Below are 15,297 nucleotides of genomic sequence, written 5' to 3' on the forward strand. Positions count from 1 at the left end.
GCTTCGCTCAGCCGAGGTCAGCCGGGTTCAGCTGCACCCGGAGGTGGAACCGCAGCCCTCGCAGACGTAGCAACTGCCGGCGGGGCGCATCTTGGTGCCGCAGGTGAAGCAGAGCGGGGCGTCCGCCGCCGTGCCGAGCACCGCCTCCAGCAGTTCGGTGGAGGAGCCGACCTTAGGCGCCGGCCGTTCCGCCGCCACCTCGACCTGCTGCTCCGCCGCCGGCTCCGGCTTCGCCGTCTCCACCGGTGCCGACGCGGCCATCGCGGCGAGATCCACCGCGCTCTCCGCCTCGGCCTCGGCCCGCAGCTGCGCGGCCCGCTCCTTGGCGGTGAAGATGCCCAGCTCGGCCCGGCGCTCGTAGGGCAGGAAGTCCAGCGCCAGCCGGCGGAAGATGTAATCCATCACCGAGGCCGCCATCCGGATGTCCGGGTCGTCGGTCATCCCGGCCGGCTCGAACCGCATGTTGGTGAACTTGCTGACGTACGTCTCCAGCGGCACTCCATATTGCAGACCGATCGAGATGGCCACCGAGAAGGCGTCCATCACCCCGGCCAGCGTCGAGCCCTGCTTCGACATCTTGAGGAAGACCTCGCCGAGGCCGTCGTCCGGGTACGACGAGGCGGTGAGGTAGCCCTCGGCCCCGCCGACCGAGAACGAGACCGTCTCGGAGGGACGCTTCTTCGGCAGCCGCTTGCGCACCGGCCGGTACTCGACGACCTTCTCGACCGCCTTCTCCGCCGTCTTCTCGACCGCAGCCGGCTCGACCGCCTTCTCCTTCTCGTTCTTGGCGGCGGAGAGCGGCTGGCCGACCTTGCAGTTGTCCCGGTAGATCGCCAGGGCCTTGAGGCCGAGCTTCCAGCCCTCGAAGTAGATCTCCTCGACCTCCTCGACGGTCGCCGACTCCGGCATGTTGACCGTCTTGGAGATCGCGCCGGAGATGAACGGCTGCACGGCGGCCATCATCCGGACGTGCCCCATCGGGGCGATCGAGCGCTGGCCCATCGCGCAGTCGAAGACGGCGTAGTGCTCCGGCTTCAACCCGGGCGCGTCGACGACGTGACCGTGCTCGGAGATGTGCTCGACGATCGCCTCGACCTGCTCCTCGGGGTAGCCGAGGCTGCGCAGGGCGCGCGGCACGGTCTGGTTGACGATCTGCATCGAGCCGCCGCCGACCAGCTTCTTGAACTTCACCAGCGCGAGGTCCGGCTCGACCCCGGTGGTGTCACAGTCCATCATCAGCCCGATGGTGCCGGTCGGGGCGAGCACCGACGCCTGGGCGTTGCGCCAGCCGGACTTGTCACCGATCTTGTTGCCCTGGGTCCACTGCTTGGTGGCCTCCCGGACGATCTCGGTGGCGACCGTGCCGGTCGGCTTGATCGCGTCGTTCGCGGCGGCGTGCTTGCGCATCACCCGCTTGTGCGGCTCGGCGTTGCGGGCGTACCCGTCGTAGGCGCCGACCACGCCGGCCAGCTCGGCGGAACGGCGGTAGGCGGTGCCGGTCATCAGCGAGGTGATCGCGGCGGCCACCGACCGGCCGCTCTCCGAGTCGTACGGGTGGCCGGTCGCCATCAGCAGCGCGCCGAGGTTGGCGTAGCCGATGCCGAGCTGCCGGTACGCCCGGGTGGTCTCGCCGATCTTCTCGGTCGGGAAGTCGGCGAAGCAGATCGAGATGTCCATCGCGGTGATGACCAGCTCGACCGACCTGACGAACCTGGCCACCTCGAAGCCGCCGTCGGCGCGGAGGAACTTCATCAGGTTGAGCGAGGCCAGGTTGCACGAGGAGTTGTCCAGGTGCAGGTACTCCGAGCACGGGTTGGAGGCGGTGATCCGCCCGGTCTCCGGGCAGGTGTGCCAGTCGTTGATCGTGTCGTCGTACTGCAGGCCGGGGTCGGCGCACTCCCAGGCGGCCTGGGAGATGGTCCGGAACAGCCCCTTGGCGTCGATGGTCTCGATCACCGCGCCGTCCAGCCGGCCGCGCAGGTCGAAGCTGCCGCCGTCCTGCACCGCCCGCATGAACTCGTCGGAGACCCGGACCGAGTTGTTGGCGTTCTGGTACTGCACGCTGACGATGTCGGAGCCGCCGAGGTCCATGTCGAAGCCGGCGTCCCGCAGTGCGCGGATCTTGTGCTCCTCGCGCGCCTTGGTGAGGACGAACTCCTCGACGTCGGGGTGGTCGACGTCCAGGATGACCATCTTGGCCGCCCGCCGGGTGGCCCCGCCGGACTTGATGGTGCCGGCGCTGGCGTCCGCGCCCCGCATGAAGCTGACCGGGCCGGAGGCGGTGCCGCCGCTGGAGAGCAGCTCCTTGGAGGAGCGGATCCGGGAGAGGTTGACCCCGGAGCCGGAGCCGCCCTTGAAGATCAGCCCCTCCTCCTTGTACCAGTCGAGGATCGAGTCCATCGAGTCGTCGACGGCGAGGATGAAGCACGCGCTCACCTGCTGCGGCGAGGCGGTGCCGACGTTGAACCAGACCGGGGAGTTGAAGCTGAACACCTGGTGCAGCAGCATCCAGGTCAGCTCGTGCTCGAAGACCTCGGCGTCGGCCGGGCTGGCGAAGTAGCCGTGCTGCTCCCCCGCCGCCCGGTACGTCTTCACCACCCGGTCGATGAGCTGCTTGAGCGACCACTCCCGCTCCGGGGTGCCGACGGCGCCCCGGAAGTACTTCGTGGTGACGATGTTGGCCGCGTTGACGCTCCACGAGTCCGGGAACTCGACGCCCCGCTGCTCGAAGTTGATCGAGCCGTCCCGCCAGTTCGTCATGACGACGTCCCGGCGCTCCCAGGTCACCTCGTCGTACGGGTGCACCCCCTCGGTGGTCCAGACGCGCTCGACCTTCAGGCCGGCCGTCGTCGCCGCCCGGGTCCGTGACCTACTTGCTGTCACACCTTCCCCCGACATCTCATCCGCCCCCTTACGCACGCACGACTCTTCCCGTCGTACGGCTTCGCTGATCTGTTACCAGAACGAACTAACTGGCCGGCTCGCCCGCCGGCTGGACGGCCCCGACGCCGTCCGCCGCCGGACGGCTCCGCGCCACCGCCGCCGCCCGCAGCGTTTCGATCTCGCGCTCGAAGTCGTCCAGCGACTCGAACGACCGGTAGACGCTGGCGAAGCGCAGGTAGGCCACCTCGTCCAGCTCGCGCAGCGGACCCAGGATGGCCAGCCCCACGTCGTGACTGGGGATCTCGGCCGCACCCCTGGCCCGGACCGTCTCCTCGACCCGCTGGGCCAGCAGGGCGATCGCGTCGTCGTCCACCGGCCGCCCCTGACACGCCTTCCGCACCCCGCCGATGATCTTCGTCCGGCTGAACGGCTCGGTGACGCCGCTGCGCTTGACGACCGCGAGCACCGGCTCCTCGACCGTGGTGAACCGTTTGCCGCATTCCGGGCAGGCCCGCCGGCGCCGGATCAACTGGCCGTCGTCGGCCTCCCGCGAGTCGACCACCCGGGAGTCGGCGTGCCGGCAGTACGGACACCGCATCGCCGACCTCCTTCGCACCGCCGGGACCACCGCGCCTGCGGCCCGCCGGAAAAAGCGGACCCGCCCACAGGCAGCCGACACCGGCGGTCAGCCACCTTCCGGCGGCTCCCGCAGTGTTGTGCGTACCCGAGAGCTGCGGGTAACGGAACCCCAACTTCTAGGCTACTTACACCCTTGTCACTACTACATCTAGGGGTCGACCGTATGTCGCCGAACAGCCGAGGTCAAGTTGAACAGGGCGTGGCGCGGCCCGCAAATCTTCCAACCGAGGGACGGACGGAGCGGTTACCGCTTCGCCGGCAGGATCAGGCGCTGACCGGCGTGCACCGTGTAGCCGTCGAGGTCGTTGAGCCGGCGGATCTCGTCGATCACCGCGAACGGGCGTCCGCTGGGCCGGTGCCGCTCGGCCACCGACCAGAGGGTGTCGCCGGGCCGGACCACCGCCGTCTCCGCCGACCGGGGCGGGTCGGCGGCCCGGGAGGCGGGCGAGAGGATCGCCGCCAGCCCCGCCACGAGGAGCAGCAGGAGCACCGTCACGACCAGCCGGCCGCGCCGGGTGAGCCGCAGCCGGCCACCGCCCCGGGAAGTCCTCGGGTATCCCGTCGCACCCATCGTGACCTCCAAGATCGAACAGGAGTTCGAACGAACGGACGTACGATGGTTTATCAGAACAGGCGTTCGATGTCGAGCCGACGGAGGCGACACGCCGCAGGGAATGTCGTACAGATGTTTGAAACTATGTGATCTCACCTATACGGTTTTGAACACCGACACCGGGACCGTGCCACCTGCGGGACCGGGCCGGGCCACGACGCACCACGAGCCGCCAAGGCACCCCACCGCCACCAGGAGGACGACGTGTCGACCGACGACCGGACGAGCCGGCAGAAGCCCCAGAAGAGCGGCGCACCGGGCAGCCGGGCCGCCCGACGCACGGCCGGGCCGCGCGCCCGGGAGGGTGCCCCCGCACTGCGCGCGGTCACTCCGGTGGTCAGCACCTTCCCCGACCTGGTCTCCGCGGACCTCACCGCCCGGCAGCGCCGCATCCTGGAGTTCATCCGGGACTGGGTGGAGCGCTACGGCTACCCGCCGAGCGTCCGGGAGATCGGCGAGGCGGTCGGCCTGGTCTCCCCGTCGAGCGTGGCCTACCAGCTCAAGGAGCTGGAGCGGAAGGGTTTCCTCCGGCGCGACCCGAACCGCCCCCGTGCCGTCGACGTGCGTCCGCCGAGCGAGATGATCGACGACGAGACGGCCCGGGCCCAGCGTCCCACCCCGGCCTACGTGCCGCTGCTCGGTCAGATCGCCGCCGGTGGCCCGATCCTCGCCGAACAGGCCGTCGAGGACATCTTCCCGCTCCCCCGCGAACTGGTCGGCGAGGGCGAGGTCTTCATGCTCCAGGTCAAGGGTGACTCGATGCTCGACGCGGCGATCTGCGACGGCGACTGGGTGGTCGTCCGCCAGCAGCCGACCGCGAACTCGGGAGAGATCGTCGCGGCGATGCTGGACGGCGAGGCGACGGTCAAGACCTACCGCCGCCGGGACGGGCACGTCTGGCTGATGCCGGCCAACTCCGCCTTCGACCCGATCGCCGGTGACAGCGCCACCATCATGGGCCGAGTGGTGGCGGTGCTCCGCCGGATCTGACGCGTACCCGGTCGAGTCGTCCGCAGGGGTATCCGTGCCCGGCCCTCGGCAGGGATACCCGCCCGGCCGGCCGGGTCAGCGGTAGTCGTAGTCGTCGGGCTGGCCGCCGGAGCGCTGCCGGGGCTGGCCGCCGTACTGCCCACCCCGAGGAGCACCACCACGGGGCCCGGCACCCTGGCCGGTCCGGGGCCCGCCACGCTGGTCGACCCACTGGTCGTCCGGTCCCGGCCGACCACCCCGCCCGTTGCCGTTGCCGCCGGACGGCTGGCCGCCGTACACGCCGCCGCCACCGGCCCGGGGCCGGCCGGCCGGAGCGCCGCCGCCGGCCGGCTGGCCGCCGTACACACCGCCGCCACCGGGTGGGCGACCGCCACCGCCCTGGGGACGACCACCGCCACCCTGGGGACGTCCGGCGCCGCCCTGCGGGCGCCCTCCGCCAGCGCCGCCACCCTGCGGGCGTCCAGCACCAGCACCGCCACCCTGGGGGCGTCCGCCGCCGCCGGCCTGGGGACGTCCGCCGCCGGCCTGGGGACGGCCGCCGTACACGCCTCCGCCGCCGGACGGCTTCGCGCCGTAGACACCACCGCCGTCGGCCGGCTTTCCGCCGTACACACCGCCGCCCGCCGGCCTGCCCCGACCGGCCGGCTCGTAGTCGTCGGCCGGACGGTCGGAACGGTAGCCGTCGTCGTACCCGCCGGAGCGGGCCGGACCCCAGTTCGACCCGTCGTCGTAGTCGCCTCGCCGGCCCCCGGAGCGATCCCGGTCACCGCCCGGCATCCCCTCCCGGCCGGCCCTCGGATCGACGTCGTCACCGTCCGGCCCGACGGCGCCGAGGCCGTCCTCCCGGGGCCGGCGGCGGGCCCGCACGATCCCGAAGATGCCGAGCCCGACCAGCAGGGCGCCGAGCACCCCCACGGCCGCGATGAGATAGGTGATGTCGTCCAGGGTGAGCGAATCCGTCCAGGACTTCGCGGACTTCTTCGCTTCGGCCCCGGATTCGCCGGCCGCCGCCGCCACCTCCTTGGCCGGGGTGTAGCTGAGCACCGTCACGTCCAGTTCCTCGTCGAGCGAGGCGACGTCGGAGACGGTGAGGAAGCTCTTGCCGTCCGGGGTGTAGGCGATCGCCTCGCCGAACGGGTCGGCCAGGGCCGTCATCCGAGGCTTCCCGCTGGTCAGGGTCTTGACCAGGTCGTCGCCCTGCACGTCCCACTCGAAGGCGTCCGCGTACGTGCGCAGGACGACCCGGGCACCGTCCGGCGACCGGGCCGCACCGGTGATCGTCACCCGGCCCGCCCCGCCGAACGGGTTGGCGGTGGAGGACTTCGGCAGGGTGATCTCGCCGGCCTTCGCCAGCGGCACACCCTCCTCGTTGTTCTTCTCCAGCGCCGCGCTCGGGCGGTAGATCTCCGCCTTGCCGGTCGACTTGGTGATGATCAGCGGCACGTTGTCGGCGCCGATCAGCAGCGCCTCGGCGTCGTGCCGCTTGTTGCCCGGAAAGGTCAACCGGTGCAGCACCGGCTTGGTGGCGCCGCTGACCGGCATGCTCCAGAGCACGACGCTGGTCCGTCGCTCGGTGTCGTTGTCACCGGTGTCGGCGATCCAGACGGTCTTGCCGTCGGCGGAGAGGGCGAGGTCCTCCGGGTCGCGCGGGCTGGTCGGGTACTGGACGGCCTTCTTCAGCTTGCACTTGGTGTCCAGCAGGAAGACGCGCTCCCGGCTCTCGTCCTCGCTCCCGTCGTTGATCATGACGTAACCACTGGACGTGGCGATCATGCCGGAGAGTTCCGTCATCCGTTCGTCGGTGACGGTGCAGACCTTCTTGCCGGCAGCGGCGGAGGCCGCGACAGCTCCGAAACCGAGGCTGGCCCCGAGCAGGCCCAGGGTCAACCCGAGCACGCCGGAGGCAACCAGCACCATGGAGAGGACTCGCCGCATCCGCCCAGTGTCGCATGCTGATGCCGCCAACCGGGGAAGCGGCGTGATCAACGCTCCGTCACCGGTCAACGGCGCGGCCGGTCATGCCACTACCTCCCGGTACGGCGCCAGCTCCGCGGCAAGCGCCTCGTCCACCCGTACGTGGAGTTTCGTCCCCTCCGGCAGGTGCGCCGTGCCGAGCACCTCGCCCCGGCGGTGCACCCGGGCAACCAGGTCGCCCCGGTCGTACGGGAGCACGGCCCGGACCTCGACCGCCGGCCGGGGCAGCCGGGCCTCGATCGCCGCCCGGACGTCATCGACACCGCCACCGGTACGCGCGGAGACGAAGACCGCGTCCGGCCACTCCCGCTTCAGCCGGAGCAGGGTCTCCTCGTCGGCCGCGTCGGTCTTGTTGACCACCAGCAGCTCGGGGAGCTTGTCCGCGCCGACCTCGGCCAGCACCTCGCGTACCGCCCGGACCTGCTCCTCGGGGTCGGCGTGCGCGCCGTCGACCACGTGCACGACGAGGTCGGCGTCGGCCACCTCCTCGAGGGTGGAGCGGAACGCCTCGACGATCTGGTGCGGCAGGTGCCGGACGAAACCGACGGTGTCGGCCAGCGTGTAGACCCGGCCGTCGGCGGCGTACGCCCGGCGGGTCGTCGGGTCCAGCGTGGCGAAGAGGGCGTCCTCGACCAGTACTCCGGCGTTGGTCAACCGGTTGAGCAGGCTGGACTTGCCCGCGTTGGTGTAGCCGGCGATGGCCACCGCCGGCACGTTGTTGCGGGCCCGCCGGGCCCGCTTGGTGATCCGGGCCGTCCGCATGTTCTTGATCTCCCGACGGAGCCGGGAGATCCGGATCCGGATCCGGCGCCGGTCGGTCTCCAGCTTGGTCTCACCGGGACCACGCAGCCCCACGCCGCCACCGGCGCCGCCACCGCGACCGCTACCACCGGCCTGCCGGGAGAGGCTCTCACCCCAACCACGCAGCCGGGGCAGCAGGTATTCGAGCTGGGCCAGCTCGACCTGGGCCTTACCTTCCCGGCTCTTGGCATGCTGGGCGAAGATGTCGAGGATCAGCGCGGTCCGGTCGACCACCTTGACCTTGGTGCGCTGCTCCAGGTTGCGCAGTTGGGACGGGGAGAGCTCACCGTCACAGATCACCGTGTCGGCGCCGGAGGCCAACACCACCGAGCCGAGGTCGTCCACCTTGCCCCGACCGATGTAGGTGGCCGGGTCGGGGCGGCTGCGCCGCTGGATCAGGCCCTCGAGCACCTGCGAACCGGCCGTCTCGGCGAGCGCGGCAAGCTCCGCGAGGGAGTTCTCCGCGTCCGTCACCGTGCCGTCCGTCCAGACGCCGACCAGGACCACCCGCTCCAGCCGAAGCTGCCGGTATTCGACCTCGGTGACGTCGGCCAGCTCGGTGGAGAGGCCCGCGACCCGACGGAGCGCCTGGCGGTCCTCCAGCTCCAGCTCGCCCGTGGTGACGTCGCCATCGATGACGATGGCGTCAAGGTCCTCGTCCGCCAGCCGAACGAAGCTTTCCTGGTCTCGCAAGCCGATCCTCCTGATCTGGTCTCTTCGCCGTCCCCGCCGGAGCGCGGTGCCTGTCCGCCCGGCCGGTCGGGACTTCCGACGCCCCTGCGTCATCTGCGCGCTCTGCGGCTTGTCGTCGCATTGGTTACGCTCTGCGCGCTGGTGGCAATCAATCGTGACACGTGCGCCGGTCGGACGCACCCGCTATATACCCGTCGGACGGACGGCCTACGTCTCGGCGGGCGCACTCTCTGCGCCCCGCGCCGGGCCAGGGCTCCGGTCACGGCGGGCCGGGCGGTCGCGTCATCCGGAATGGTCAACGTCCCCTGGCGGCGGGAAATTCCGGTACGCACGGCCCGTGGCGACGCGGGTGGCGCCGCCCGTGGGCTGCTGTCGACCCGGTGCTGCCGGCCGAGCCGGCTCGTCCCGTCGGCACGTCGTGTCGATCCCGTTCGTCGTCGCGGCGAACTGGCGGGAGGCGATGGCGAACTGGCGGAAGGTGAGGGGCGAGCTGGTGGAAGGCGACGTCGCGGCGAACTGGTGGAAGGCGAGGGGTGAGCTGGTGGAAGTGAGTCGGTGACGCAATCGGGCGGGCTGGCGTCGGCGGCGTTGTCGAGTCCGCCTAGTGTGGTGCGGGTCGCCGGGCGGCGACCGAGGGCAGGCCCGGCCGACGGCGGGTCGGGTCCGGCAGGCGAGAATGCTGACGGCGGCAGTGAGGCCGCGGGAAGACGACGGAGGACCACGTGGCGATCACCCGACTGCCGAGTGCCGGATTCTCGATCACGATCCGGATCAGCGTAACGGCGGACGCCTCGGCCATCGGCCGGCTGACCACCTGCGTCGGTGAGGCCGGTGCCATCGTCACCGCCCTCGACGTGGTCGACTCCGACCCCACCACGGTGGTCGTCGACCTGACCTGCGACACCGCCGACGCGACCCACGCCGACCAGGTGGTGCAGGCGCTGACCGCACTGGACGGAGTGGACGTCCGCAAGGTCTCCGACCGGACCTTCCTGCTGCACCTGGGCGGCAAGATCGAGGTCTCGCCGAAGGTGGCGCTGCGCAACCGGGACGAGCTTTCCCGGGCGTACACCCCGGGGGTTGCCCGGGTCTGCCTCGCGATCGCGGAGAACCCCGCCGACGCGCGACGGCTGACCATCAAGCGGAACACCGTCGCGGTGGTGACGGACGGCTCGGCCGTACTCGGACTCGGCAACATCGGTCCGGCGGCGGCGCTGCCGGTGATGGAGGGCAAGGCCGCGCTCTTCAAGCGCTTCGGCGGGGTGGACGCCTGGCCGGTGGTACTGGACACCCAGGACCCGGACGAGATCGTCTCGATCGTCCGGGCGATCGCCCCGCAGTACGGCGGGATCAACCTGGAGGACATCGCCGCGCCGCGCTGCTTCGAGATCGAGAACCGGCTGCGTGAACTGCTCGACATCCCGGTCTTCCACGACGACCAGCACGGCACCGCGATCGTGGTGCTCGCCGCGCTGACCAACGCACTGCGGGTGGTCGGCAAGAAGCTCGCGGACGTCCGGGTGGTCGTCTCCGGCGCCGGTGCCGCCGGTACGGCGATCATGAAGCTGCTGCTCCGGCAGGGCGTCGGCGACATCGTCGCGTACGACCGTCAGGGCCCGCTGCACCGCGGCCTGGAAGGGCTGAACCCGGCCTGGCAGTGGTTGGCCGAGAACACGAACCGGGACAACTTCTCCGGTGACCTCAAGACGGCCCTGCACGGCGCCGACGTCTTCATCGGGGTGAGCGCCCCCAACCTGCTCACCGGGGACGACATCGCGATGATGGCTCCCGACGCGATCGTCTTCGCGCTGGCCAACCCCGACCCCGAGGTGGACCCCCGGGAGGCGCGCCGGCACGCGGCGGTGGTCGCCACCGGCCGGTCCGACCAGCCCAACCAGATCAACAACGTACTCGCCTTCCCGGGCGTGTTCCGGGGGATGCTCGACGCGCACGCCGAGGAGTTCACCGAGGAGATGGCGATCGCGGCCGCCCGGGCCATCGCCGACGTGGTGGGCGCAGAGAAGATCAACCCGACGGTCATCGTGCCGAGCGTCTTCGACTCCCGGGTGGCACCGGCGGTGGCGGCCGCCGTCCGGGCCGCCGCGCAGCACCCCGCTCCCCCGCCGGCCGCTGACCCCGGGCCGGCCGACCTGCCCGAGATCGCCGCCGAGGCCGCCGCCCCGGCCAGCCCGCTGTCCAGCTGACCCCACCGCCCGCCCCAACGCGTCCCCGGCCGCCCACGGGGCTGCCCGAGAGACCGCAGAGCCGGCGACGCTGCGCGACAGACCGGGAGCGAACAGGGCTGGGCGACAGGCCGCAGAGCCGGCGGGAGTGCGCGACAGACGGGACAGGACGGCCTCGGTGAACGGGACGCTCAGGCGGTGAGGGCGGCCAGGTCCAGCTCGCCGTGTGCGACCAGGACCGCCGGGCCGGCGAGCCAGCAGCTCTCGTCGTCCAGGGTCACCGTCAGCCGGCCGCCGGGCACGTCCACCGCAACCGCCCCACTGGTACGCCCGGCGTCCCGCAACGCCACCGCCGCCACCGCGCAGGCGCCGGAGCCGCAGGAGAGGGTCTCCGCCGAGCCGCGCTCGTAGACCCGCATCCGCACATGCAGGTCGGCACCGTCGACCGGCTCCCCGGGAGCGACGAACTCGACGTTCACGCCGGTCGGAAAGACCGCCGGGTCGAAGTCGGGTGAGCGGGTGAGGTCGAGTCCGGCCAGCTCGATGCTGGTCGGCAGTACGCAGACCAGGTGCGGGTTGCCGCAGTCAACGGCGGTACCGGCAAGGGTCAGTCCGCCGAGTGCGGCCACCGAGCCTCCGGTGATCCGGGGCGGCCCGAGGTCGACCGCGATCTCCCCGGAGTTCACCTCGGCGCGGACCACTCCGGCGCGGGTGGCGATCGGCAGGCCGCCGTCGACCGGCTCGGCCAGCCCGTTGGAGATCAGGTACCGGGTGAAGACCCGCACCCCGTTGCCGCACATCTCGGCGACGGAGCCGTCGGAGTTCCAGTAGTCCATGAACCACTCGGCGGCGTCGGCGTAGCCGACCGCGTCCGGGTGCTTGGCCGCCCGGACGACCCGCAAGAGCCCGTCGGCGCCGATCCCGCGCCGACGGTCGCAGAGCGCCGCCACGATCGACGGGGTCAGGTCGAGCTGGCCATCTGGGTCGGGCAGGAGCACGAAGTCGTTACCGGTGCCGTGGCCCTTGGTGAACCGCACCCCTCCATCATCCCCGAGCGCCCGACGCCCCCGCCGGGCACCCTCACCGGGACCCGGCACCATCCACCCCGGCACACCTCAGCGACACCGACCCGCCCGGCGACCGCAGCAGGCTCCGCCGCCTCGGCAACCACAGCAGGCGCCCGTCGCCCCGGCAACCACAGCAGGCGCCCGTCGCCCCGGAAACCACGGGAGGCTCGCGGGGATAGGTCAGCCCGGGTGGCGGGCCGGGTCGGCCGAGCCGGCGGGCACGGCGGGCGGCGGGTCGGCGACCAGGGCGAGGGCCGTCTCGACCAGGTCGTCGCGGGCACCGTCCAACCAGTGGATCCGGGGATCCCGGCGGAACCAGGAGCGTTGCCGCCGGACGAAGCGTCGGGTCGCCTGAATGGTGTCGGCCCGCGCCTCCGGCTCGGATATCTCGCCGTCGAGCAGCCGGAGCACCTGCTGGTAGCCGAGCGCGCGACTCGCGGTCCGGCCCTCCCGCAGGCCCTGCTCCGCCAGCGCCCGGGTCTCGTCGACCAGGCCGTCCGCCCACATCTTGTCCACCCGTACGGCGATCCGCTCGTCCAGCGCCGCCGTCTCCCGGTCGACCCCGATCTGTACGGCGTCGTAGTACGGTGTCGGCCGGGGCAGCGAGGCGGTGAACGGCGCTCCGGTCAGCTCGATCACCTCCAGTGCCCGTACGATCCGTCGCCCGTTGCTGGGCAGGATGTGCTGCGCGGCCACCGGGTCGGCGGCGCGTAGCCGGGCGTACAGCGGGGCCGGTCCCGACTCGGCGAGTTCCGCCTCCAGCCGGGCTCGGACCAGCGGGTCCGTACCGGGGAACTCGAACTCGTCGACCACCGCCCGGACGTAGAGCCCGGAGCCGCCGACCAGCAGCGGTACCCGGCCCCGGGCCAGGATGTCGTCGACCGCCGCCCGGGCCAGCGCCTGGTACGCCGCCACGCTCGCCGGTTCGGTGACCGGCCAGATATCCAGCAGGTGGTGCGGTACGCCGGCCCGCTCGGCCGGGGTCAGCTTGGCGGTGCCGACGTCCATCCCGCGATAGAGCTGCATCGAGTCGGCGTTGACCACCTCGCCGCCGAGCGCCTGGGCGAGTTCGATGCTCAGCCCCGACTTGCCGGTGGCGGTGGGTCCGACGACGGTGACGACCCGGGCACGCGGGCTCATGCCGGCCCTCCGCCCGGCGCGCCGGAGACCGGCGACCGCTCCGGCTCACCGGGCCCGGGCGGCCCGTCCGGCTTGTCGGCCGACCAGAAAGCCACAGCGCCCGGCGTGGCGGTGGCCAGGGCGCCCGGCGTGGGGGTGGCCACGGTGCCGGGCGTCCAGGTGGCCACGAAGTAGCTGACGCCGTAGGGCGCCGCGTAGTAGCCGAGGTCGCCTTGCCAGGGTGCCCCGCTGTGGGCCGCCGCCGTGGCGAGCACCTGCCACGGTGCCCGGCCGGCGACCAGCAGCCGGGTCGACAGTTCCGGCTCCAGTCCGAGCAGGGCCGGACCGTCGGCGTCGCGGAGGGCCGCAGCGACCCGGTCGTCGTAGGGGCGGGCGCGCGGATCGTCGTACCCGGGGGAGCGCTCGCCCCGGCACGCAGACCCGTCCCCCAACACCAGCAGCGCGATCCGCTCGGCCGGATCCTCGACCAGTTCGGTACCGATCCGCCGGCACTCGCCCACCGGGGCGTCGGTGGCCACGCTCTGCCCTCGCCGGGGTCCGGTGGCACCGGCCCGATCCAGCAGCCAGGCGCCGAGCAGCAGGCTGAGCGGCAACTCGCCCCGGCCGGTGCCCGTACCGTCCGGACCCAGCCGCAGCACCCGATCCAGCCCGTACGGTCGGAGGCTGCCCGAGTCGCCCGGCCCGTACCGTACGGTCTGGGCACCGGCCCCGACCAGGACCAGGACGTCCGGCTCACTCGCCAGCAGCCGACGGACCGCGTCGACGCAGGCGAGACGGAGGTCATCCAGCTCACCGGCTGCAGCGGCGGCCAGTTCGGGAACGATCATCGGGGGATGCGGGCAGACCGCGGCGGCGACCAGTGGCACGCCACCACCGTAGCGGGCAGCGAACCTTACACCCGTTGGCCAGACGATCCGGGTGCGGTCAAGGACACCGTATGGTCACGGTCGACGATAGGCGCTCGACGCGGACGGGGTTGGACCTGTGACAATGCCGGGAGAAACTTCGCTGCGCCGTGGCGGCGACCGCCGGGGACCCCCATCCCCGGCAGCGCCGGGAGAACGAGGATGGGCTCATGAGTGACTGGACTGCCTTTGGACGGGTGGATGCGGACGGCAACGTCTACGTCAAGACGGCCGAGGGTGAGCGGGTGGTCGGTTCCTGGCAGGCCGGTGCGCCGGAGGAAGGTCTGGCCCACTTCGCCCGCCGCTTCGCCGACCTGGTCACCGAGGTCGACCTGACCGAGGCCCGTCTCAATTCGGGGGCGGCGGACCCGTCGGGTTCGCTCGCCACGATCCGGCGGTTGCGGGCGTCGCTCGCCGACGCGCACGTGGTCGGTGACCTCGACGCGCTCGCCGCCCGGCTGGACCGGCTGGCCACGCTCGCCGAAGGCAAGGCCGGCGAGGCGCGGGCGGCCCGGGAGACGGCCCGGGCCGAGGCGGTGACCCGGAAGACGGCGCTGGTCGAGGAGGCCGAGAAGCTGGCCGCGGAATCCACCGGGTGGAAGACCGCCGGCGACCGGCTCAAGGAGATCCTCGACGAGTGGAAGACCATCCGGGGCGTCGACAAGAAGACCGACGGCGAGCTGTGGAAGCGGTTCGCGGCCGCCCGGGACGGCTTCACCCGGCGCCGCGGGGCGCATTTCGCCACCCTGGACGCCCAGCGCAAGCAGGCTCAGGCGGCCAAGGAGGAGCTGGTCGTCGAGGCCGAGTCGCTGGCCGACTCGACGGACTGGGCCGCGACCGCGAACCGGCTGCGGGAGCTGATGGCACAGTGGAAGGCCGCGCCGCGCGCCTCGAAGGAGGCCGAGGAGCGGCTCTGGGAACGGTTCCGGGGCGCCCAGGACAGCTTCTTCTCCCGGCGTAGCGAGGTCTTCTCGGCTCGGGACGCGGAGCAGCGCGGCAACCTGGAGCGCAAGCAGGCCCTGCTCGCCGAGGCCGAGGCGCTCGACGTCGACGGCGACCCGCGCGGCGCGCAGGCGAAGCTGCGGGAGATCCAGGGGCAGTGGCACGAGGCGGGCCGGGTTCCCCGGGACGCGGCGGCCAACCTGGACCGCCGGCTGCGTGCGGTGGACGAGCGGGTCCGCCAGGCGATGGATTCGGCGTGGCGGCGGACCGAGCCGTCGGCCAATCCGCTGCTCGCGCAGATGCGTGACCAGGTCGCCGAGGCCGAGCAGCGGCTGGCCCGGGCCCAGGCGGCCGGCGACGCGAAGCGGATCCGCGAGGCCGAGCAGGCCCTCGCCGCCAAGCGCCGCTTCCTCGAACTGGCCGAACAGGCGAGCTGAACCGGCTCCGGGCTGCCGTGCCGGGGGCGC

Annotated in this window: 11 protein-coding genes and 1 pseudogene; 4 read left to right on the top strand and 8 right to left on the bottom strand. The window is 72.2% G+C overall.

The annotated features are described in order from the left end of the window. Window positions 1–27 precede the first annotated feature (27 nt). The 3 genes from C6361_RS15390 to C6361_RS15400 form a co-directional block, all read right to left on the bottom strand. Entirely contained in the window at window positions 28–2,898 is a 2,871-nt protein-coding gene (locus C6361_RS15390) for a vitamin B12-dependent ribonucleotide reductase (RefSeq protein ID WP_107268150.1), read from the bottom strand. Between the two features lie 70 nt (window positions 2,899–2,968). Beyond that, a complete protein-coding gene (gene nrdR, locus C6361_RS15395; protein ID WP_107258608.1) occupies window positions 2,969–3,481 on the bottom strand; it encodes a transcriptional regulator NrdR in 513 nt (170 codons plus the stop codon). A gap of 285 nt (window positions 3,482–3,766) precedes the next feature. Next, complete coding sequence (locus tag C6361_RS15400) at window positions 3,767–4,093, bottom strand: LysM peptidoglycan-binding domain-containing protein (protein WP_107268151.1); 327 nt, start codon at window positions 4,091–4,093, stop codon at window positions 3,767–3,769. Window positions 4,094–4,339: 246 nt separating this feature from the next. Here C6361_RS15400 and lexA point away from each other — a divergent pair, with 246 nt between their 5' ends. Beyond that, window positions 4,340–5,125 (top strand): transcriptional repressor LexA, encoded by a 786-nt coding sequence (gene lexA, locus C6361_RS15405; protein ID WP_107258606.1) that lies wholly within the window; start codon window positions 4,340–4,342, stop codon window positions 5,123–5,125. 75 nt (window positions 5,126–5,200) lie between these two features. Here lexA and C6361_RS37030 read toward each other — a convergent pair whose 3' ends face one another. Both C6361_RS37030 and hflX read right to left on the bottom strand, forming a co-directional pair. After that, window positions 5,201–7,060 carry a hypothetical protein gene (locus tag C6361_RS37030; protein WP_159079337.1) on the bottom strand — a complete coding sequence of 620 codons (1,860 nt, stop codon included), beginning with the start codon at window positions 7,058–7,060 and terminating at the stop codon, window positions 5,201–5,203. 81 nt (window positions 7,061–7,141) lie between these two features. Continuing rightward, a complete protein-coding gene (hflX, locus tag C6361_RS15415; RefSeq protein ID WP_107268152.1) occupies window positions 7,142–8,593 on the bottom strand; it encodes a GTPase HflX in 1,452 nt (483 codons plus the stop codon). Window positions 8,594–9,011: 418 nt separating this feature from the next. Between hflX and C6361_RS37035 the strand changes: the two genes are divergently transcribed. Together C6361_RS37035 and C6361_RS15420 are read left to right on the top strand one after the other, a co-directional pair. Then, a complete protein-coding gene (locus tag C6361_RS37035; protein WP_159079338.1) occupies window positions 9,012–9,152 on the top strand; it encodes a hypothetical protein in 141 nt (46 codons plus the stop codon). Between the two features lie 163 nt (window positions 9,153–9,315). After that, the gene (locus C6361_RS15420) at window positions 9,316–10,797 is read left to right on the top strand and encodes an NAD-dependent malic enzyme (RefSeq protein WP_107258604.1); all 1,482 of its coding nucleotides are present in this window, start codon (window positions 9,316–9,318) and stop codon (window positions 10,795–10,797) included. 170 nt (window positions 10,798–10,967) lie between these two features. Here C6361_RS15420 and dapF read toward each other — a convergent pair whose 3' ends face one another. From dapF to C6361_RS15435, 3 genes and pseudogenes are all read right to left on the bottom strand, one after another. After that, complete coding sequence (dapF, locus tag C6361_RS15425) at window positions 10,968–11,813, bottom strand: diaminopimelate epimerase (protein WP_107268153.1); 846 nt, start codon at window positions 11,811–11,813, stop codon at window positions 10,968–10,970. Window positions 11,814–12,023: 210 nt separating this feature from the next. Further along, window positions 12,024–12,983, bottom strand: coding sequence for a tRNA (adenosine(37)-N6)-dimethylallyltransferase MiaA (miaA, locus tag C6361_RS15430; RefSeq protein ID WP_107268154.1), 960 nt, complete (start codon window positions 12,981–12,983; stop codon window positions 12,024–12,026). Between the two features lie 134 nt (window positions 12,984–13,117). Next, a pseudogene (locus C6361_RS15435) lies at window positions 13,118–13,810 on the bottom strand (hypothetical protein); the annotation flags it as partial. 248 nt (window positions 13,811–14,058) lie between these two features. On the opposite strand from C6361_RS15435, the gene C6361_RS15440 reads away from it, so the two are divergent. Next, window positions 14,059–15,267, top strand: a complete 1,209-nt coding sequence (locus C6361_RS15440) for a DUF349 domain-containing protein (RefSeq protein ID WP_107263953.1) — start codon at window positions 14,059–14,061, stop codon at window positions 15,265–15,267. Window positions 15,268–15,297 lie beyond the last annotated feature (30 nt).

This window comes from Plantactinospora sp. BC1 (genome assembly GCF_003030345.1).
Taxonomy (GTDB): domain Bacteria; phylum Actinomycetota; class Actinomycetes; order Mycobacteriales; family Micromonosporaceae; genus Plantactinospora.

Bases quoted from the DNA above. Each gene is read 5' to 3' on its own strand.
- C6361_RS15390 (WP_107268150.1), bottom strand. From the start codon at position 2,898: ATGTCGGGGGAAGGTGTGACAGCAAGTAGGTCACGGACCCGGGCGGCG.
- nrdR (WP_107258608.1), bottom strand. From the start codon at position 3,481: ATGCGGTGTCCGTACTGCCGGCACGCCGACTCCCGGGTGGTCGACTCG.
- C6361_RS15400 (WP_107268151.1), bottom strand. From the start codon at position 4,093: ATGGGTGCGACGGGATACCCGAGGACTTCCCGGGGCGGTGGCCGGCTG.
- C6361_RS37030 (WP_159079337.1), bottom strand. From the start codon at position 7,060: ATGCGGCGAGTCCTCTCCATGGTGCTGGTTGCCTCCGGCGTGCTCGGG.
- miaA (WP_107268154.1), bottom strand. From the start codon at position 12,983: ATGAGCCCGCGTGCCCGGGTCGTCACCGTCGTCGGACCCACCGCCACC.
- C6361_RS15440 (WP_107263953.1), top strand. From the start codon at position 14,059: ATGAGTGACTGGACTGCCTTTGGACGGGTGGATGCGGACGGCAACGTC.